This window comes from Streptomyces sp. RGM 3693, assembly GCF_050471125.1.
Taxonomy (GTDB): domain Bacteria; phylum Actinomycetota; class Actinomycetes; order Streptomycetales; family Streptomycetaceae; genus Streptomyces.
Window position 1 is genome coordinate 2,587,232 of the sequence record NZ_JBMPPQ010000001.1, and the last position, 18,507, is coordinate 2,605,738.

The window sequence follows — 18,507 nt, forward strand, 5'->3', positions numbered from 1 at the left end:
GCGTGCGGGCGCCGGCTGACAGGAGGTGACATGCCGCCGATGGCGTAATCGTCGGGTTGACTGTCCGGGCGCGTCAGGCTGTGGGCCTTGAGCACGGTCGTGACAGGAGTCCGTGGCGGGAGTCCGTGTGAACAGGTCGCGTGAGTGGGTCGTTGAGCGGTGACGCTGAGGACGAGGGTGACGGCGTTGGTGGGTGCGGTCCCGGCGGCACGGCGGGAGCCGCCGCCGTGAGGTCGTCGAGCCAAGGACACCCGGGCCAGCGGCTCTCCGGACTCGTGGACAGCAACGGGTTCGAGGCGCCGACGGTCCCCCCGTGGATGCGCTGGCTGCCCGGACTCTACGTCCTGGTCGTGCTGCTGCTGGAGTTCGTCACGCCCACCCTGTGGGCGGTGAGTTCCCTGCTGATCGCCGTTCCGGTGCTCGCCGCCTTCACCCACGGCCCGATCGGCGTCGCCGTCGTGACCGTCTTCGCCGTCGTCCTGGAGGGCGTGCTCGCGGGCACGCCGTGCTGCACGGGCCACAACATCCATCAGCTATGGGGGAATCACTATGTCGCGACGTATATCTCCACCATCGTCGTAGGGATCATGGGTGTGGCGCTGGCCGGATACCGGCAGCGTCAGCAGCGGCACCTGGTGCGCGTCAACTCGGTGGCCGAGGCGCTGATGCGGACCTTGCTGCGGCCGGTGCCGCACCGGGTCGGCAGGGTACTGGCGGCCGGTCTGTACCGGTCGGGCGAGATCGGCACCATGGTGGGCGGCGATCTGTACGACATCCGTGCCACCCAGGCCGGTGAGCGAGCCATCATCGGCGACGTCCGGGGGAAGGGGTTGCAGGCGGTCCGTACCGTCGCCGACATCCTGGGCAGCTTCCGTGAGGCGGTCTACGATCCCGGGGACCTGCTGGCGGTGGCCTCCCGGATGGAACGGCGGCTGGCCCACGAGGCGGCGGAGATCCCCGACGACGAGCTGTTCGTGACCGCGGCCCTGATCGAGTACGACGCCGAGGCCCACCAGGTGACGATCATCAACCACGGGCACATCGAGCCGGTGCTGATCTCGGACGGAGAGGTGACCGCCCTCACCGGGCCGCCCGCGCTTCCGCTCGGGCTGGGCGGCCTGGCCGCCGACACCCCGGTCTCGTACACGCACCGCTTCGCCCACGGTGATGTGCTGCTGCTCTGCACGGACGGACTGATCGAGGCCCGTGATCACACGGGTGCGTTCTATCCGCTGCTGGAACGGCTCGGCCAACGGTTCGGCGGCCGGCCCGCGCCCGGACCGGCCGACGTCATCGACTTCCTCAACGCCGACCTACCCCGCCACACCCGCGTCCTCCACGACGACGTGGCGATCCTCGTGATCGCACCGTGCGGACGGGCTCCCGAGCCCGTATAGGCCCGGCCGGCACCCTCCCGTCTACGGGGCGACGCTCTCCCGGCTGACGCTGGGCGGCGCCCTCAGGCCCGCACACACCCTCGCGCTGTACTGGGCGACGACGGGAATGCCGACGGGACCGATGACGGGAACGACGACGGGACGATGGGAAGAACGACGGGACCGACGACGCGACCGACGACGGGACCTATGGACCGGACCGACGACGCTACCGACGGCAGGACCGACGAAAGGACTGAAGGGGGGTGGTGCTCCGTCTGGACCGGGTGGGGGTGGGTGGGGGCGCGGCGCGGGGAGGCCGGGGCACTCGGGTCGCTTCGGGGCGCCGGGCGGAGGACCCTGGATACGTAGCGGGGGTCGTGCAGGAAGGTGTGAGGTGTCCGATGAGCACTCTCGAAGAACACATCGACATCAGCGTTCCCCTCGAAAACGCCTGGGATTGCCTCCATCGTGCGGAGACCTATCCCCGGTTCCTGAACGGCGTCCGGGAAGCCCGATCGGCGGGCGAGCGACGGGCGCACCTGGATATCGACGCAGGTGGCAAGGAGCAGGAGTTCCAGGTCGAGATCGTCGACCGGGAGATGGAGAAGGTGATGACGTGGCAGACCACGAGCGGCCCCGATCTGGCGGGGACGTTCTCGCTGCTGCCCATCGACCGTGACCACACCCGGCTCCAGGCCCGGTTCGAGTACGACCCGGGCACGATCAAGGAGACGTTCGGTGGGCCGCAGGGATTCGCGCAGGCGGTCGCGATCGAGCGTGGTGTCCGCAGCGATCTCCAGCAGTTCAAGGAGCTGGTGGAGGCGGAGCGCAAGACCACCAAGTAGGAGCGCACAAGGTGGAGCGCGAGGCCGAGTGAGTACAAGGCCGAGTGAGTACATGAACGAGTAAGTGGGTGAGTGAGGAGGAGGGGTAGGGCCGGGTGCGAGGAGGGAAGCGATGAGCCGGCCTCGCACCTGTCACTAACGAACGGGGCGACGGGCGGCGCCCGGATCGTGACGGCGTCCGGGATGTGGCTGTGCCGCGGCGATGGTGAGGCGGTGGCTCAGGCGAGGTGGCGTTCGGGCATGGGGCGTTCCACCCCGTCCAGTTCCAGCGAGCAGCGGGGCGCGGTGGGGACGAGCCGTGGTTCACGGACACGGACGCGGAAGAGCCGGACGGGGTCGTCGGGAAGTTCGCCGGTGAGGAGGTTCAGGCCGGTGTCGTGTTCCTTCTGGTATGCGACGACCTTGCCGTTGACCAGGAGTTCTATCTCGCCGTCCCGTCCCGGTCCGATGTTCACGGTGATCGAGTGGCCGCCCTGATCGAGGTGGAAGTGGTGGCTGCGTCCCATGGCTCTCGCCTCCCGTGTCCAGGGCGGTGCGCTTTGCCTGCTGGCGTCCGCACCCGATGGGCGTCCGCAGTTCCAGGTTAGTGCGGCAGGCAGGCAGGCGGACGAACCGGCAGCAAGGCAGACGGAGAGGCAGGCGGAGAGGGGCGGGGCAGTGCAGCAGGCAGGCAGGCAGGCAGGTGCAGGGCGGGTCAGTACTGGGGGCGGGTCAGGGCCGGTGCTGGCGGCAGCCGACGGGGACGGGGTGGCGAGTGACAATGAGGGTGGATGCCGTGCCGGGCGGTCCGCGGAGTGCGGGGCGGGAGGCCCCGCCCGGAGGAACCACCGCCCGGGCCGGCGGGAGACGCTGATGAACGGCTCGGTCCGGATCGGACAAGTGGTCGGGGTGCCGCTGCGCATGCACTGGAGCGTGCCGCTGCTGGTGGCGCTGTTCGCGTACGGCCTCGGGCGGCAGACGCTGCCCGTGATCGCCCCGGGGCGTTCCGCCGTCGTCTACGCCCTGGCCGGGGTCGTCGGCGCCGCGCTGCTCACCGGCAGTCTGCTGCTGCACGAGACGGCGCACGCCGCGATCGCGCGGCGGAAGCAGATCTCCGTCGAGGACGTGACCCTGTGGGCGCTGGGCGGGATGACGCGGATGGGGCGGCCGCAAACCGCGGCCGCGGCCTTCGCGGTCGCCGTCAGCGGTCCGCTGACCAGTCTGCTCATCGGGGGTGTCGCGCTGGGAGCCGGGTTCGGGTTGAACGCGCTGTCGTTGTGGGCGGTGCCCTCGATCGTCCTGGTGTGGTTGGGCTGGGCCAATGTGTTCCTGGGCGTGTTCAACCTGCTGCCGGCCGTCCCTCTGGACGGCGGCCGGGTGGTGCAGGCGCTCCTGTGGTGGCGCACAGGGGACCGGGACCGCGCGGATCTGGTGGCGTCCCGGGGTGGGCAGGTGATTGGCGGCCTGCTGCTGGCCATCGGCTGGATCTCCGTACTGCGCGGGGTGCCGAGCGGGTTGTGGCTGGGGTTCATCGGGCTGTTCATCATGGCCGTCGCCGGGGCGGAGCGGCGGCGCGCGACGTTGCAGACGGCGCTGCGGGGGGTGCGGGCGGCCGATGCCATGTCCAGCCCCGTGGTGACCGGCGCGGACTGGCTGACCGTCCAGCGCTTCATCGACGAGGTGGCGGTGCACACCGGGCACTCGGCCGTCCCGCTGCTGGACTTCGAGGGCCGGCCGAGCGGCATCGTGCACCTTCGCAGGCTCGCGGCGATACCGGTCGCCCAGCGGGCGGAACTCCGCGTGCGGGACGTGGCGACGCCGCTGTCCCAGTGCGCGGTGGCGGCGCCGGACGATCTGCTGACCGAGGCATTGGAGAAGCCGTCCCTGCGGACCGGGATGCGGATCCTGGTCGTGGACGCGGGGCATCTGGTGGGGATCATCACCGCCAAGGACGTTTCCCGGCTGATGCAGCGGCACACGTTGAGCGGTCGGGCGGGGGCCGGGTGAGCCCGTGGGCCCGGGGCGAGACGGGAGACGTCGCGGTGGAATCGGCGGGGGAGCGACCGCGAGGGAGCGACGGCCATGGACACGGTGACGCGGTACATCACGGTGACGGCGCTCAGCCACACCGGTCTGATCCGGGAGCACAACGAGGACAGTCTGGTCGTCGGGCCGTGGACGCTGTGCGGCACGGTGACCGAGACCCCGCAGACGCTGGTGTTCCCGTTTGGCAGCCCGTTGGTGGTGGCGGTCGCCGACGGTATCGGCGGACAGCCGGGCGGTGAAGTGGCCAGCGCGCTGACCGTGGCGCACCTGGCGGCGCTGGGGCCGTCGCTGGACAGTGAGGAGGCGGTGCGGGAGGCCCTGACCCGGTGCAACCGGGCGGTGTACGCCGCGGCCGAGCGCGATCGGGCGCTGACCGCGATGGGTACGACGGTGGCCGGCACCGTCGTCCTGCCCGATGCACTGTTGGTCTTCAACGTCGGCGACAGCCGGGTCCTGGAGTCGGACGGGGCGGGGCTGCGCCAGGTGAGCGTGGACGACAGCCCGCCGTTGCAAGCGGGCCAGCGGACCACATCACTGGTGACCCAGGCGATCGGCGGCGCGGCGCGGTTCAGCGCGGTCACCCCGCATGTGCGGAGCGTGCCGCTCGCTCGGGAGCGGCGGTACGTGGTGTGCACGGACGGGCTGACCGATCCGGTCCTGGAGGAGGAGATCGCCGAGGTGCTACGGGCGCACGACGGTGGGCGGGCCGCCTTCGAGCTGTGGAAGGCGGCCATCGAGGCGGGTGCCCCGGACAACATCACGGTGGCGTTGATCGGCGTCGGGGGGTGAGGCGGACCCCCGGGCCGGATCAGACCACACCGGATCACGCCCGATCGGCGCCATGCCAGATCACGCCCGATCAGGCCACGCCCGATCACGCCACGCCAGGCCGCGCCAGGAGCTAGCCGCTGGGTACGGCCCTGCCGGACGTCAGCCCTTGGGTACGGCCCTGCCGGACGCCATCGGACGCCATCGGGCGCGGTCAAGTGTCGTGGATCGTCGCCGAGCACCCTCAGCGTGCTGTTGCGCGGGCCACCGGCGGGTGCCCCCCGACGTTCGCGGCCGGGCCGGTCGAGACCAGCCGCCCGGCCTCCAGGGTGTGCACGGTGTCGGTGTACGCGGCGACGAGTGGCGCGTCATGGCTGACGACGACGAGCGTCAGGCCACGGTCCGCCCTGATCGTGGTCAGCAGGTCCATGACCGCCACGGCGGTGTCCGGGCCGAGTGCCGAGGTGATCTCGTCGCACAGCAGCACGTCCGGTTCGGCGGCCAGGGCACGGGCGATGGCGACCCGTTGGCGTTGGCCGCCGGAGAGTTCGTGCGGATAGCGGCCGGCGCATGCGGCAGACAGCCCGACCTAGCCGAGGAGGTCGGTGACCCGGCCGGTGAACTCGCCTCGGGCGGCCCGGTGGTGCAGCCGCAGCGGACGGGCCAGTGTGGCGCCGATGGTGTGGGCGGGGTTGAGGGCGCCGAGCGGGTTCTGCGGTACCAACTGGATGCGGCGGCGGTCCTCGCGTGGCCGTTTGCGGGCGAGGACCGGCAGCGTTCGCCCGTCGAAGGTGAGGGCCCCCGCATCCGGGCGCTGGAGCCCGGCCAGGACACGCAGCAAGGTCGTCTTGCCGGAGCCGGAGGGACCGCAGACCCCCGCCGAACTTCCGGGCGCGGCCAGGAAGTCGACGTCGGTGAGGGCGTGCTGGGCGGCGCCCCGCCGTCGGTAGGTGACGTGGAGGCGGCGCGCGCCGAGGCCGGTGGCGGCGGGTAGTCGCACCGCGGTGCCAGGGGTCCGCGGTCGGGCGCGGGACGGGTTCCCGGCAGCGGTGACCGGCGCTGCCTCTGCGAGGGGTGGGGGCTCCGGTGTATGCCCCAACTCCTGCTGATCTAGGCACTGTTCGGGTGCCTGGCGGTCCGTGGATGCTAGGTCGGCCTCACAGGTGCTGGCTGCGGGAGCCGGTGTGGTCAGGTTGACGACGTCATCCGCGTACCGGTGGACCAGTTCGGGATCGTGACAGGCGAGGGCGATGGCCAGGTGGTGCTGGTCGGCGAGGTCGCGCAGCAGTGCGCCGATCTCATCGCGGAGGGCGGGGTCGAGGCCCGCGGTCGGCTCGTCCAGGAGCAGGACGTCGGGCTGGCGGGCGAGCGCCCGGGCGAGGGCGACCCGGCGCTGCTGGCCGCCCGAGAGCGCAGCCGGGCGGCGGTCGGGCAGGCCGTCGTCGGTGGGCAGTCGGCAGGCGGCGAGCAGGTCCCGTACGGCGGCGGGGCTGGGGTCGGCGGCGACCTCGGCGACCACCGCCCCCCACCACGTCGCGGACTCCGCCGCACCCCGCCCCCCGCGTCGCGCCCCGCCGCGTCCAGCGTCTGCTCACCGCTCGGCGTCCAGCCGTCGGTGACACCGTGTCCGCGGCCAGGTTCACGCTGATGGCCAGCAGGCCGATGGCGAGGGCCGGGGCGACCACCGCCCAGGGGTTGAGCAGGATGCCGGAGGCGTTCTCGCGGATCATCAACGCCCAGTCCGCGGTGGGTGGTTGGGGTCCGAGCTGGAGGAATCCGGCCATCGAGATGACGTACACCGCCTCGACGAAGCGCAGCCCGAACAGGGCCAGGACGGTGGCCCGCAGATTGGGCAGGATCTCCCGCAGCGCCAGGTGGCACAGGCCCTCGCCACCGGCGGCGGCCGACTCGACGAAGCCGGCGGCGGCGAGCGGCGCGGCGGCGCTGGCGACTGCGCGCAGAACATCGGCGTTGGCCTGCTCCGCGGCCTCGACGACACCAAGAGCGGCTTCCGGATCACCCTCATCGGCTACTGGATGGTCGGCCTGCCCACCGCCTGGGCGCTCGGCTACGCCGCCGGCCTGCACACCCTGGGCATCTGGCTCGGCCTGCTCGCCGGACTCGCCACCACCGCCCTCCTCCTGCTGCGCCGGTACGGCACCGCCCTACGGATGCGGGCCGCCGCCGCCCCACAGGCGTGCGCGTGACGACCGGCCCCAGGGCCTGTCCGACCCCGACCCACCGCGCCGGCCTACCCCCGGTCGCGGGGGAGCGACGGCAGCCCCAGCCGATTCCCGGTGTCATCGTCGAATTCCGCGCAGAACGCACCGAGCGTGTCCTCAAGATGGGAGAAAGAGCGCGCCGCGAATAAAACGGGCTGATAGCTGGAAATGCGGTAGTAGGTACTGGCTGCCGCGGACATGTCCAGTTCGCGGACTTCCCGACCCTCGTGCGCGGCGATCTCCCCGTACGAGGACAGCAGCGCCGCGCCGAACGCCTTGGCGGCCCCGGATTCGGTGATCAGCCCGAATTCGAGGGTGTACCAATACACCCGGCTCAGGATGTCCAGCGCCTCCGCGGTCCGGACCCGGTTCGCGGCCCGGCCGATCACCCGGTACAGCGCGGCGATGCGCGGCGACGACAGGTGGATCCCGTGCCCGAACACGTCGTGCAGCACATCGGGTTCGGGGGTGTACAGCGGCACGGCCGGATGGCGTACGAACTGCACCGCGTGGAAGTAGCCGTGCTCCATCGCCCCCAGGAACCGCTCGTTGGGCACCATCCCGCCGGCCAAGGTGAGCGCGAAACCGGAACGGGCCCGCAGCCCGGGCGTGACGTCCGCGTGCTGCGGGACCCGCTCGGCGGGGATGCCCGTGTCCTCACCGGCCTCCAGCACCGCCCGGCAGGCGTGCGCCCGGTGCGCCGGGGTCAGCGCGTCGTGCACCGTCCGCCAGGTGCGGTGCTCCTCCTCGGTGTACTCCACGCCGGGGTACGGCGCCCCCACCGGGTGGTTGGCGGCGCGGGCCGCCAGGGCGTCGCGGCGCCGCCGGTAGTCCTGGTCGCTGCGCCCGGGGTGTTCGTTCGCGCTGCCCAGCCGCCCCTCGGTGGAGACGGGAGTCTGCTTCCGTACCGTGCTCATGGCTCTGAATCTGCCCCACGGCCGGGGGGAGACCACTTGGCGTAGCGGCCGGTGCGCGGTCCCCCGCGGTCCGCGCCGTGTGCGCCGTCCGCCCGCCGAGCGTCGCGCCCGCGCTGCCTTCGGTCTCTCAACGCATGGGTCGCTTTTGTATCGTTATTGCTTCGTTTCTTGACGATCCGGGCTTCAGTGACGTTCACTCAGCCCTTCATGGGCCGAGTCAGGGCGGCCCCTGTGGAGGTACTTTTCATGAGGCCGATGAAGGCAATGGGCGCTGTGAATGTGATGAATGCAACAATACGTCGCCGCGTCATCGTCAGTGCGCTGACGCTTTCCCTCGCCGCACCCTTGGCGGCTTGTGGAAGTGATCATCAGGCAGCGCCCGAAGGGAAGGACCACATTGGCCTCCTCCTTCCCGAGAGCAAATCCACGCGGTACGAGAAATTCGATCACCGCATCATTTCCCGGAGAATCGCGGCGCTCTGCCTCGAATGCACGCTGGACTACGGAAACGCCGAGTCCAGCGCCGAGACCCAGCGCACCCAGTTCGAGGCCATGGTGAACAAGGGCGTCAAGGTCATCGTCCTCGACCCGGTCGACGCCCAGGCGGCCAAGGGCTGGGTGGACTCCGCCGCACGTCAAGGCGTGCAAGTCATCGCCTACGACCGGCTCGCCGAGGGCGACGTCAAGGCGTACGTCTCCTACGACAACGAGAAGATCGGCCGCCTCCAGGGCGAGGGAATTCTCGCCGCGCTCGGCTCCCGGGCCGCCACCGCGAACGTCGTCATGTTCAACGGTTCCCCGGGCGACCCGAATGCCCCGTCCTTCAAGAAGGGCGCGCATGCCGCCCTCGACGGCAAGGTCCGCAAAATCGTCGACGAGCAGGACATCCCCGAATGGTCCGAGGCAACCGCGAAGAAGGAGATGACCGACGTCATCAACTCCCGTGGCCCACAGGGCTTCGACGCGGTCTACTCGGCGAATGATGGGATGGCCGGCGGTATCGCCGACGCACTGAAGTCGGCCGGTGTGAAGAATGTTCCGGTCGGCGGCCAGGACGCCGAACTTCCCGCATTGCAAAGGTTGTTGAACGGCACTCAGGCGTTCACCATTTACAAGGAGGTGCGGCCGGAGGCGGAGACCGCCGCGGAGATCGCCTTCCGTCTGCTGCGCGGGCAGAGCATCACCTCGCTCACCTCCACCACCGCCGATAGCAAGAGCAAGTCCGGCATCCCCGCCAAGCTCTTCAAGGCCACCATGGTCACCAAGGAGAACCTCAAGGACACCGTCGTCAGCGACGGAGTGGTCCGCACCGACTGGCTGTGCACCCCGGCCCTCGCCGCGGAGTGCGCATCCCTCGGCCTGAAGTGACGGGCCCCGGGGCCGGTCGGCGCACCTCGAACCCGGCCGGCCCCGGGCCCACCGCGGTCACCCCGACCGATCCGCCCACCCGATCCCCGGGCACGCCGTCCGGCGCCAACTCCCGCTGACCGCTCCCGCGTCTTTGGGAACACCGCCGTACCCACCCGCGCCGGCTTCGGAGGGGCGCGGTTGGCCCCGGCCGGCAACTCCTCGACCGGCATGCGCCGCCGCCGTCCCGCCCGGATCCCTCAGCCCCCGGGCCCGGCCGCGCCGCCCACGGCCTCGACCAGCGGCAGCATCCGGTGCGGCACCCGCTCGCGCAGCACCACCTCCGTGCGCGTACGGACCACCCCCGGCAGGCTGATCAGCCGCTGGATCACGTCCTCCAGATGTGCCGGGTCCCGGGCCACCACCCGCGTCAGCAGGTCCCCGCCGCCGGTCGTGGAGAACGCCTCGATGATCTGCGGCACCTCGGCCAGCGCGGCGGCGACCTCCTCCAGGTGCCCCTGCGTCACCTCGATGTGCACGAAGGCCAGTACCGGGTGGTCCAGCGCGGTGGGCGAGAGCCGCGGACCGTAGGCGGTGATCACCCCGTCCCGCTCCAGGCGGTCCAGCCGGGCCTGCACCGTGCCGCGGGCGACCCCCAGCACCCGGGCGTACTCCCGCACGCTCGTCCGCGGCTGCTCCAGCAGCAACCGGAGGATCTTCGCGTCCAGCGCGTCCACGGCCATCGGCTCACGGCCTCCTCACGGTCGGCGGGTTGGTCGGCGGGGTGCCGGGCACGGCCGGAGCGTTCCGAGGACAGATCCATTATCCAGCCGCGGCGCCCCTGCTGTCACCGTACCCAAGCACGATCTTTAGTGCCGATTCGCCCCTTTAGCGTGGAGGCAGCCGACCCGACGCAGGGTCACCACCACGGTCTGGAGCACGGATGACGCACGACGCGCACGAGCGCAGCACCGACCACGGCGACCAGGGCCGCCACGGCGCGGCCGATGACCTCGCCGCGGTGGCGGCCGAACTCGTCGCCATGGCCGCCGCGGACAACCAGGCCGCACCCCGCGCCAACAGCGGTGACTTCGCCGACCAGTTGGCCTGGCGCCGGCTGACCGCCCGGCACGCCGACCGGCTCACCGAGGTCATCGACGCCCACGGCTGGCCCACCGCGGACCGCTTCGGCGCGGACGCCGCCCGCAGCGCCTGGCTGATAGCCCAGCACGCCGACCGCCAACTGGAGGTGCAGCGGCGCGCCCTGCGCCTGATGGAACGCGCCGTCGCGGACGGCCTGGCGAGCCCCCGCGAACTGGCCTTCCTCGCGGACCGCACGCTCGTCAACGACGGGCACGAGCAGATCTACGGCACCCAGATCGCCGGGGTCCGGGACGGCGTGCCCGTGCCGTGGCCGTGCCGGGACCCGGAGCGGATGGACCAGCGGCGGGCCGAGGTGGGCATCCCGCCGTTCGACGAGTACGTCGCCCAGTTCGCCTGAGCACCACCCGGCGCCCGGCCCGGGCTGGCCCTCCGGCCGTCCGGCGGATCATGATGCACGGCATGACCGACCTCCCCGCGCAGTTCACCGCGGTGCGCCTCGACGACTTCACCGGCGCCCACCTGACCGAGATACTCGGCGACGGCCCCGACCCCTTCGGCGTCGCCGCCGCCGGCCTGACCTGGCTGCCCAAGGAAGAACACTTCGGCATCCGGCTCGACGGCCGCCTGGTCGCGCACGCCGGTCTGCGCCGGCTGCCGATCGAGCTGGCCGGGACGGAAACCTCGGTGATCGGCGTCGGCGGGGTGGCCGTGGCCGCGGACGTACGAGGCCAGGGGCTGGCCCGGCGGGTGGTGGCGGCCGCGCTCGACCACGCCCGCACCATGGGACCGCGGCACGGCCTCCTCTTCTGCCGCCCGGTGCTGGTCGCCCTCTACGCACGGCTCGGCTGGCGGGAGGTCCTGGCGGAGGTGCAGGTCGAGCAGCCCGCCGGCCCCGTGGTCATGCCGCTGCGCACCTTGTGGACGCCCCTGCACGACGGCGCCGCCTGGCCGTCCGGCCCGGTGCGGCTGCGCTCCCTTCCCATGTGAGGTTCCCGTGTGAGGTTCCCGTGTGACGTCCCCATGTGAGGGCCCCAGGTGAGGCGTGCCCGACGCGGCCGCGCCGCCCGGGCACCCCGCCCCGGCTGGTCCGTTGGCCCGCTATTGGCGCACCCAACTCCCTCCTCGCTATGCCAATGGCCCAGCCATTTCGGCATCCCTTGAGCCACCTGGTGGCTAGATGGTCTGATGTTCTCGTCAATGGCGCTGCGGAATCCGCGGCGCCTTTTTCATGGGCTGTCGCCCGCCCCGCCCGCACCGACCGGCGCGGGCGAAGGACCACAACGAAGGGGAGGCCGTGCTGAAGAGGATGTTCGTGGCTCCGGACCCCGGCCGGGTGCGACTGCGCAGCGCCGTCCGGGCCGTCCTGGGGATCGGGCTGGCGGTGACGGTGTCGGGACTCGTCGCGCAGTCGGTCCTCGCGGCCGTCGCCGGCGGGCTCGCCGCGCTGCTCGCGCTCTTCACGGTCGGCGACCCCACGGTGCGCGGCCAGGCCGTCACCACCGCCCTGCTGCCCGCCGCCGGCCTCCCCGTACTCGCCGCGGCCACCGCGCTCCACGGCCACCCACTGCTGCGCGACGCCGCGTTCCTCGCCGTAGTGGGCGTCGGGGTGTACGCCCGCCGCTGGGGCCCGCGCGGCCACGCGCTGGGGATCTTCGGGTTCATGATGTTCTTCATGGTGCAGTTCCTGCACGCCACCCCGGACCGGCTGCCGGAACTGTGCGGCGCGGTGGCGCTCGGACTGCTCGCGGCCGCCACCGTCCGCTTCGGCCTCTGGTGCTACGAGCGCCGGCTGCCGCCGCCGGCCGCGGTGGCCCCGCCGGCCGGCCGCGGCCTGGCCCGGATCACCACCCGGCAGGCGGTCCAGGCGACCGCCGCCTGCGGCTTCGCGCTCGCCGCCGGCCAGGTGCTGTCGCACGACCGGTGGTACTGGGCGGTGGTCTCGGCCTGGTGGATCTTCGTCAACACCGCCTCCCGCGGCGACACCCTGATCCGCGGATTCCGGCGGATGCTGGGCACCGTCACCGGCATCGCGGTGGGCCTGCTGATCGCCGTCCCGCTGCACGGCGCCCCGGTCCCCACGGCCGCACTGGTCGCGGTCTGCGTCTTCGGCATCTTCTACACCGCGGCGCCCTCGTACAGCTGGATGATGTTCTTCGTCACCAGCATGGCCGGACTGCTCTACGGCCTGCTTGGCGTCCTGCACCCCGGGCTGCTGGCGATGCGGCTGGAGCAGACCGCGGTCGGTGCGCTGGGGGCCGCACTGGCGGTCGCGCTGGTGCTGCCGGTGACCACCCACGCCGCGACCCACGCCTGGATCCAGCGCGCGGTGCACTGCGTACGGGACTGCACCGCGGTCGCCGCCCGCCGGCTCGCCGGGGACGACCAGGCCGACCCGACACCACACGTCGCCGAGCTGGAGCTCCTGCTGGCCCGCGTGCGGCTGGCGCTGGTACCGCTGCTGCACCCGCTCAACCCGCTGCGACACCGCAAGGCCCGCGCCCGCCAGGTCGTGGCCTACCTGGACGAGTGCGCCGCACAGGTGCGGGGCCTGGCCGCGGTCGCCGCCGATCCGGCGGCCTCGCACGACGCCCGGCTGACCGCCGCCTGCCAGCGTGTGGAGGCCGTGGTCGGCACGTTGTTCGCCACCGGGCCCTCGGCCGTGGCCGCGCTCGACGGCCCGGCACCGGCCCACCACCCGGGCGCCGAACGCGCCCTGGCCCATCTGCACGGCCTGGAGTCCGCGCTCACCGCGCTCGCCCACCCGGTGCGCAGCTCGCCCCGGGCGCCGTTCGCCGCGTCGTCCTGAGCGCCGGCCGGTGGCGCGCCGGCCGTGCCACCGACCAGTCCCGGCTACCACCGGCGCCGCCCCCACCCGCCCTGTTAGCGTCGCCCGGACAACGGGACACCGTCCGGACGGCGGGGCCGCGCCGGGCCGGCCGCCACCCCGGCCGGACGGTCCCCGACGGGCAGGCGGACGAAGGGCGGCGACCAGTGGCGACGACGGGACCAGCGGCCGAGCGGAGCACCGGGGGACCGGCGCAAGGCGAGGGCACACGCGCCTACTTCGGCTCCTTCACCACCGCCGGCGGCCACGGCATCACCACCGCGGCCGTCGACCCGGCATCCGGGGCGCTGACCCCGCTGCACTCCACCGACGCCGTCCCCAACCCGTCCTACCTGGTGCCGGACCCCGGCGGCCGTCACCTCTACGCCGTCAGCGAGACCCCGCGCGGCGCGGCCGCCGCCTTCCGCCTCACCCCCGAAGGCCCCGTCCTGCTCGCCCCCGCCGTCCCGGTGGGCGGCGCCGACCCCACCCACCTCACTCTTACCGCCGGCCACCTGGTCACCGCCAATTACAGCTCCGGCGACGTCAGTACGCTCCCCGTACGGGACGACGGCACCCTCGGCGGCCCGGCGCGGGTCCTCGCCCACCAGGGCGGCGGCCCCCGGACCGACCGCCAGGAGGGCCCGCACGCCCACGCCGTGCGGCCCGACCCAAGCGGCCGGTGGCTGCTCAGCGTCGACCTGGGCACCGACTCGGTCCGGATCTGCACCCTCGACCCCGCGAGCGGCACCCTGACCGTGCGGAACGAGACCCGCCTGCGCCCCGGCAGCGGGCCCCGTCACCTCGCCTTCCACCCGCGCGGCGACCTCGCCTGCGTCATCAACGAACTCGACCCGACCGTGACGCTCTGCCGGTGGGACACCGACCGGGGCACGCTGACGCCGCTGGGGGAGACCCCGCTGCTCCCCGAAGGGGCGGCGGGCACCGGCCCGACGTTCCCCTCCGCACTGGTCATCTCACCGGACGGCCGGTTCGCCTGGGCCGCCCACCGCGGTCACGACAGCATCGCGGTGCTCTCCCTGGACGCCCGGGCCGGGACCGCCGCCCTCGTCACCACCGTGCCGTGCGGCGGCCACTGGCCCCGCGACCTCGCGCTCCACCCCGACGGGCGTCACCTCTACGCCGCCAACGAACGCTCCGGCGACGTCACCTGGTTCACCGTCGGCCCGGAGACCGGCGTCCCCACCCGCGGCGGCTCGGTGCCGGCGCCGGCCGCCTCGTGCGTGGCCTTTGTCTGACGGGGCGGCGCCCGAGGGGCCGGTCGGCGCGGCCGTCACCCCTGAGGGAAGCGCCCGCCGAAGTACACCTGGGTCTCGGTGAGCCGACCGTCCCGCACCGTCATCACCTCGACGTTGCGGTGGCGTTCGCCGGTCATGAGCTCGTACTCGTAGCGGACGAAGACCTGGCCGCCGTCGAACGGGACGGCGTCGAGGACCTTCTGGGAGCGGACCCGGTCCGCGGTCGGGAAGCAGACCTCCAGGAACGCGGCCCGGTCGATGTGGTCGTCCTGCGGACTGGTGAAGACGAACTCCTCTGCGAGCAGCCGCTCCATGGCTGGCCGGTCCTGGGCCAGGTACGCGGCGAAGCAGGCGCGGGCGACGTCCTCGGGGGCGATGGTGTCCGACACAGTGTCCTCCTCCTTAAGGGGTGGGGTGGGCCATGACGGTAGACGAGACGCCGGGGCCCGACTCATCGGCCGCGCGGGGACGAGGACGCGGGACGGCGCACGGCGGGGCGCACGGCGCCCACAGAGCGCCCGCACAGGGCCCGCTGCCACCCCTTCCCGCCCCCGGGGTCCGCGCCGCTCTCCCCGGCCGTCTGACGGGCATCTGCGCCGCTCAGCGGGGGTGTGGGCGGCGCCCGAGGGGAGGCCGGACAGCGCGGAGGGCCGCCCTGCGCGGTCGGCGCGGGACGGCCCTCGGTGAACGGATACGGCCCCGGACGTGCTTCCGATGCCGCGCGACTGCGACGCAGGCTTACCGGACGGGCGCCCCCAGGCCCTGGCCCGGCAGGGTGATCCCCATCTTCGCCGCGTAGTTCGACACCACCAGCCGGCCCACCGCGCCGTACGCGCCGAGCGCCTCGGCCGCCGCGCAGCCCGCCTCCGCCGCGGCCGCCCCCAGAAGGCCGTCGGCGAGCTCGGGGCCGATCAGGTACGGGGCCAGCGCCAGCTGGTGCGAGCCGGAGGTGCGCAGCTGCTCGGCGGTGCGGGCGATGGCGCCCTCCTCGTCCAGACCGGCGGCCAGGACCGGCACGGCCAGCCGGGCGGAGAGCAGCATGCCGGTGATCCCGGCGGCCTGCACCGCCTCCTCACCGCCGACGGTGGCGAGGATGATGCCGTCCGCGGCGGTCGCGACGGTGAACAGCCGGGCCCGGTCGGCGCGGGCCAGACCGGCCTCGGACAGCCGGACGTGCAGCGCCTCGGCGAGCAGCGGGTGCGGGCCCAGGACGTCGGTCAGTTCGGCGCCGGAAGCGCTGTTCATGATGGCCTGGCGTATCCGGCGCAGCAGGGCGCTGTCCGGGCCGGCCAGCAGCGGGACGACGACCGCGCCGGGGCCGGGGTCGGGCTGGCCGGCGGCGGCCGCCCGGGCCTTCTGCTCGGCGGCGGCTTGCGCCAGCACCGCCTCCAGGGACGGGAACTCGTGGTCCCCGCCGTCGACGTAGCCGATCCGCGCGTCGAGGCCGGGCAGTTCGGACCGGGCGATGCTGGAGACCTCCGCCGCCAGGCTGCGCGAGGCGGGGGTGGGGGTGCCGGGCACGGCCAGCACCAGGGCGGGTGCGCCCTCGGGTGCGGCGAGCGGTTCCGGCTTGCGGTGGCGGCCGGACTGCCGCGTGCGCGGCATGCGTACGGGCAGGCCGGAGGCGTCGGCGTCGATACGGGGCGAGCCAGGTGCGGGCCCAGTGGGGGAACTCATGGCGCCGCATGCTAACGCCTCGTAGTGCCCGGCCGCCGAGGGAGGGTTCCGTCCCGAGGTATCCGTCCCGTTTTATCCCGCGCGTCGGGGTGGCGGGTCCGTCACATGCCCTGTGATCTGCAACAACTTCCCGTCGACGGGGAGGGTCAGGCGGTCCGCGGCCAGCGCCGCGGCGATCGCCAGCGCCCCGTCGAGCGGGCTCCCGGCGGCCTCGGTGGGCCGGGCGCCGGGCAGCCGCTCGGCGAGCGCCGTCCGGAGCGGGGACAGCAACGGGTCGCCCAGGGCCAGCAGGCCGCCGGTGAGCGCGACCGCGACACCGGGGCCCGGTGGGCAGACCGCGGCCGCGGAGTCGGCGATGTGGCGCGCGGCGTCGGCCAGGATGCCGGCGGCGAGCGCGTCGCCGGCGGCGCAGCGCGCGACCTCGGGGGCGAACGCGGCCAGCACGGCGGGCCGGTCGGGCCGTGGATAGAGCGCGGCGGGCAGCCCGGTGACCGGCCCGAACATCGCCTCCGCCCGGGCCAGCAGGGCCCGCGAACCGCCGGGGCGACCGTCGTACGCGCGCAGCGCCGCCACCAGCCCGGCCCGTCCGATCCAGGCGCCGCTGCCGCAGTCGCCCAGCAAATGCCCCCAGCCGTCGGCCCGGCGCCAGCCGCCCGACGGGGTCAGGTCGGTGCCCAGGGCGACCAGGCCGGTGCCGGCGGCGACCACGGCACCGGGCCGCTGGCCGAGCGTTCCGGCGTAGGCGGTCACCGCGTCCGCGGCGAGTGCGAGGCGCCGGATTCCGAAAGCGGTGGCCAGCGCCGCGGGCAGCCGCGCGCGCAGGGCGTCGCCGAGGGTGCCCATCCCCGCGGCGCCCACGCACCCCGCGACGAACCGGTCCGCGCCCACCCGTTGCGCCAACTCCGTTGCCGCCGGCAGGAGTTGGTCGAGCAGATGGTCCGCGTCGATACCGGCCGGGCCGGTGCGGACCGGCTCGCGCGAGGTGAACGTGGCCGCCGGCCGGGGCCGTCCGCCGTCGGTGCCGACCAGGGCCACCGCGATCCGCAGGCCCGAGCCGCCCGAGTCCACGCCCAGGACGTGGTCGCCGGCTCTGGTGCCTCCGGGCTCAGCCAAGGCCGCGAGCGTCCTGCTTGAGGGCGGTGTCGACGGTCAGCGCGGTGGCCACCACCAGGCTCAGCAGCGGGTCGGGCAGCTGCCGGTGGATCTGGAGCACGTAGTTGTCCGCGGTGGTGAACATCGTCTTGGCCAGGCCCTCCCAGGTCTTGGTGATCCGGGCGATCTCGGCGTCGGTGTGGTCGACGATGGCGAAGTTCCAGGCGCGCCAGTTCTCCGCCTTGATGGCGCCGACCTGCTGACCGTTGACCATCATCGAGAAGTTGATCTTCCCGATGGCGTTCTGTTGGACGATCTCGCCGACCGGCTGACCGTCCGGACGCGCCACCAGCACCTTGGACTTGATGAGCTTCGCGGGCCGGGTCAGCACCAGCTGCGGCTGGCCGTAGGCGTCCCGGATCTCCAACTTGTGGGTCATGTACTGATCCAGGCTGGAGACCACCCGGAGCACCTTCTTCGCGGTGCTCTGGCCGATCTCGACGACCGAGCCGAGGGCGGCGCCGTTCTGGTCGTAGACCGCGTACTCGTTGCTCACCTCGATGAGCTTGGCCTTCTGGTTGACCACCAGCACGGGCTCGGTGAAGAGCGTGCCGCCGCCCGGCCCGGTGGGGGCCACGCCGGCCTGCTGCTGCACCTGACGCTGGATGCCGCCCTGCTGCTGCGCCTGGTGGTGTGCGCCGGCGGAGTACGGGCCCGGCTGCCCGGATTGCCCTGGCATCTGTTGCGGGTATCCGCCCTGCTGGCCGTACGGGGCCTGGGCCGGCTGCTGCTGTGGCGCGTACTGCTGAGGCATCTGCGCCTGAGGGGTCTGCTGGGGCGCCTGCTGCGGTGTGGGCTGCGGTTGGCTCGGCTGACCGGCCTGTACCGGGGGCTGTGCCTGCTGACCGGGGTGGGTGTGCCCGGTCCACTGGGAGCCGTCCCACCAACGGAGCTGTTGGGGGGTGCCCTGCGGGTCGGCGTACCAACCCGCAGGGATGTTCGTATGCGTCATGCGGGGAACACTATCCCCCGGCCCGGGACGCGGCCC

General features: G+C 73.2%; 17 protein-coding genes and 2 pseudogenes. 10 read left to right on the forward strand and 9 right to left on the reverse strand.

Translation table 11 applies throughout. The annotated features are described in order from the left end of the window. Positions 1 to 227 precede the first annotated feature (227 nt). Positions 228 to 1,397 (forward strand): PP2C family protein-serine/threonine phosphatase, encoded by a 1,170-nt coding sequence (locus ACO0M4_RS11030; protein ID WP_430369689.1) that lies wholly within the window; start codon positions 228 to 230, stop codon positions 1,395 to 1,397. Between the two features lie 383 nt (positions 1,398 to 1,780). Beyond that, positions 1,781 to 2,224 (forward strand): SRPBCC family protein, encoded by a 444-nt coding sequence (locus tag ACO0M4_RS11035; protein ID WP_430369690.1) that lies wholly within the window; start codon positions 1,781 to 1,783, stop codon positions 2,222 to 2,224. Between the two features lie 218 nt (positions 2,225 to 2,442). Here the strand turns inward: ACO0M4_RS11035 and ACO0M4_RS11040 are convergent, their stop codons facing one another. Continuing rightward, a complete protein-coding gene (locus ACO0M4_RS11040) occupies positions 2,443 to 2,730 on the reverse strand; it encodes a hypothetical protein (RefSeq protein ID WP_430369691.1) in 288 nt (95 codons plus the stop codon). A gap of 346 nt (positions 2,731 to 3,076) precedes the next feature. Between ACO0M4_RS11040 and ACO0M4_RS11045 the strand changes: the two genes are divergently transcribed. Together ACO0M4_RS11045 and ACO0M4_RS11050 are read left to right on the forward strand one after the other, a co-directional pair. Beyond that, positions 3,077 to 4,210 carry a site-2 protease family protein gene (locus tag ACO0M4_RS11045; protein WP_430369692.1) on the forward strand — a complete coding sequence of 378 codons (1,134 nt, stop codon included), beginning with the start codon at positions 3,077 to 3,079 and terminating at the stop codon, positions 4,208 to 4,210. Between the two features lie 75 nt (positions 4,211 to 4,285). After that, positions 4,286 to 5,038, forward strand: a complete 753-nt coding sequence (locus tag ACO0M4_RS11050; RefSeq protein WP_430369693.1) for a PP2C family protein-serine/threonine phosphatase — start codon at positions 4,286 to 4,288, stop codon at positions 5,036 to 5,038. Between the two features lie 223 nt (positions 5,039 to 5,261). Here ACO0M4_RS11050 and ACO0M4_RS11055 read toward each other — a convergent pair. Together ACO0M4_RS11055 and ACO0M4_RS11060 are read right to left on the reverse strand one after the other, a co-directional pair. Beyond that, positions 5,262 to 6,428: pseudogene (locus tag ACO0M4_RS11055) on the reverse strand (ABC transporter ATP-binding protein); the annotation flags it as partial. Beyond that, positions 6,316 to 6,978, reverse strand: a complete 663-nt coding sequence (locus ACO0M4_RS11060; RefSeq protein ID WP_430371338.1) for an ABC transporter permease subunit — start codon at positions 6,976 to 6,978, stop codon at positions 6,316 to 6,318. The pseudogene ACO0M4_RS11055 and the gene ACO0M4_RS11060, both read right to left, overlap by 113 nt. Between ACO0M4_RS11060 and ACO0M4_RS11065 the strand changes: the two are divergent. Then, a pseudogene (locus tag ACO0M4_RS11065) lies at positions 6,967 to 7,224 on the forward strand (MATE family efflux transporter); the annotation flags it as partial. The gene ACO0M4_RS11060 and the pseudogene ACO0M4_RS11065 overlap by 12 nt on opposite strands. A gap of 44 nt (positions 7,225 to 7,268) precedes the next feature. On the opposite strand, the gene ACO0M4_RS11070 reads toward ACO0M4_RS11065, so the two are convergent. Beyond that, complete coding sequence (locus ACO0M4_RS11070; protein ID WP_430369694.1) at positions 7,269 to 8,156, reverse strand: phenylalanine 4-monooxygenase; 888 nt, start codon at positions 8,154 to 8,156, stop codon at positions 7,269 to 7,271. Between the two features lie 282 nt (positions 8,157 to 8,438). On the opposite strand from ACO0M4_RS11070, the gene ACO0M4_RS11075 reads away from it, so the two are divergent. After that, on the forward strand, positions 8,439 to 9,524 hold the full coding sequence (locus ACO0M4_RS11075; protein WP_430369695.1) for a sugar ABC transporter substrate-binding protein: 1,086 nt from the start codon (positions 8,439 to 8,441) through the stop codon (positions 9,522 to 9,524). A gap of 239 nt (positions 9,525 to 9,763) precedes the next feature. Here ACO0M4_RS11075 and ACO0M4_RS11080 read toward each other — a convergent pair whose 3' ends face one another. Then, positions 9,764 to 10,246 (reverse strand): Lrp/AsnC family transcriptional regulator, encoded by a 483-nt coding sequence (locus ACO0M4_RS11080; protein WP_430369696.1) that lies wholly within the window; start codon positions 10,244 to 10,246, stop codon positions 9,764 to 9,766. Positions 10,247 to 10,446: 200 nt separating this feature from the next. Here ACO0M4_RS11080 and ACO0M4_RS11085 point away from each other — a divergent pair, with 200 nt between their 5' ends. The 4 genes from ACO0M4_RS11085 (at position 10,447) to ACO0M4_RS11100 (ending at position 14,690) form a co-directional block, all read left to right on the forward strand. Beyond that, the gene (locus ACO0M4_RS11085; protein ID WP_430369697.1) at positions 10,447 to 11,004 is read left to right on the forward strand and encodes a DUF6624 domain-containing protein; all 558 of its coding nucleotides are present in this window, start codon (positions 10,447 to 10,449) and stop codon (positions 11,002 to 11,004) included. Positions 11,005 to 11,066: 62 nt separating this feature from the next. Further along, on the forward strand, positions 11,067 to 11,594 hold the full coding sequence (locus ACO0M4_RS11090; protein ID WP_430369698.1) for a GNAT family N-acetyltransferase: 528 nt from the start codon (positions 11,067 to 11,069) through the stop codon (positions 11,592 to 11,594). Between the two features lie 307 nt (positions 11,595 to 11,901). Then, positions 11,902 to 13,413, forward strand: coding sequence for an FUSC family protein (locus ACO0M4_RS11095; RefSeq protein WP_430369699.1), 1,512 nt, complete (start codon positions 11,902 to 11,904; stop codon positions 13,411 to 13,413). A gap of 185 nt (positions 13,414 to 13,598) precedes the next feature. Next, the gene (locus tag ACO0M4_RS11100) at positions 13,599 to 14,690 is read left to right on the forward strand and encodes a lactonase family protein (RefSeq protein ID WP_430369700.1); all 1,092 of its coding nucleotides are present in this window, start codon (positions 13,599 to 13,601) and stop codon (positions 14,688 to 14,690) included. Between the two features lie 35 nt (positions 14,691 to 14,725). Here ACO0M4_RS11100 and ACO0M4_RS11105 read toward each other — a convergent pair whose 3' ends face one another. From ACO0M4_RS11105 to ACO0M4_RS11120, 4 genes are all read right to left on the reverse strand, one after another. Continuing rightward, positions 14,726 to 15,079: a nuclear transport factor 2 family protein gene (locus tag ACO0M4_RS11105; protein WP_430369701.1), complete on the reverse strand. Its 354-nt coding sequence runs from the start codon at positions 15,077 to 15,079 to the stop codon at positions 14,726 to 14,728. A gap of 349 nt (positions 15,080 to 15,428) precedes the next feature. Further along, positions 15,429 to 16,367, reverse strand: coding sequence for a sirohydrochlorin chelatase (locus ACO0M4_RS11110; protein WP_430369702.1), 939 nt, complete (start codon positions 16,365 to 16,367; stop codon positions 15,429 to 15,431). Between the two features lie 72 nt (positions 16,368 to 16,439). Next, positions 16,440 to 17,480, reverse strand: coding sequence for an N-acetylglucosamine kinase (locus tag ACO0M4_RS11115; protein WP_430369703.1), 1,041 nt, complete (start codon positions 17,478 to 17,480; stop codon positions 16,440 to 16,442). Further along, a complete protein-coding gene (locus ACO0M4_RS11120) occupies positions 17,473 to 18,471 on the reverse strand; it encodes a phospholipid scramblase-related protein (protein WP_430369704.1) in 999 nt (332 codons plus the stop codon). The genes ACO0M4_RS11115 and ACO0M4_RS11120 overlap by 8 nt, the downstream gene beginning before the upstream one ends. Between the last annotated feature and the right edge of the window lie 36 nt (positions 18,472 to 18,507).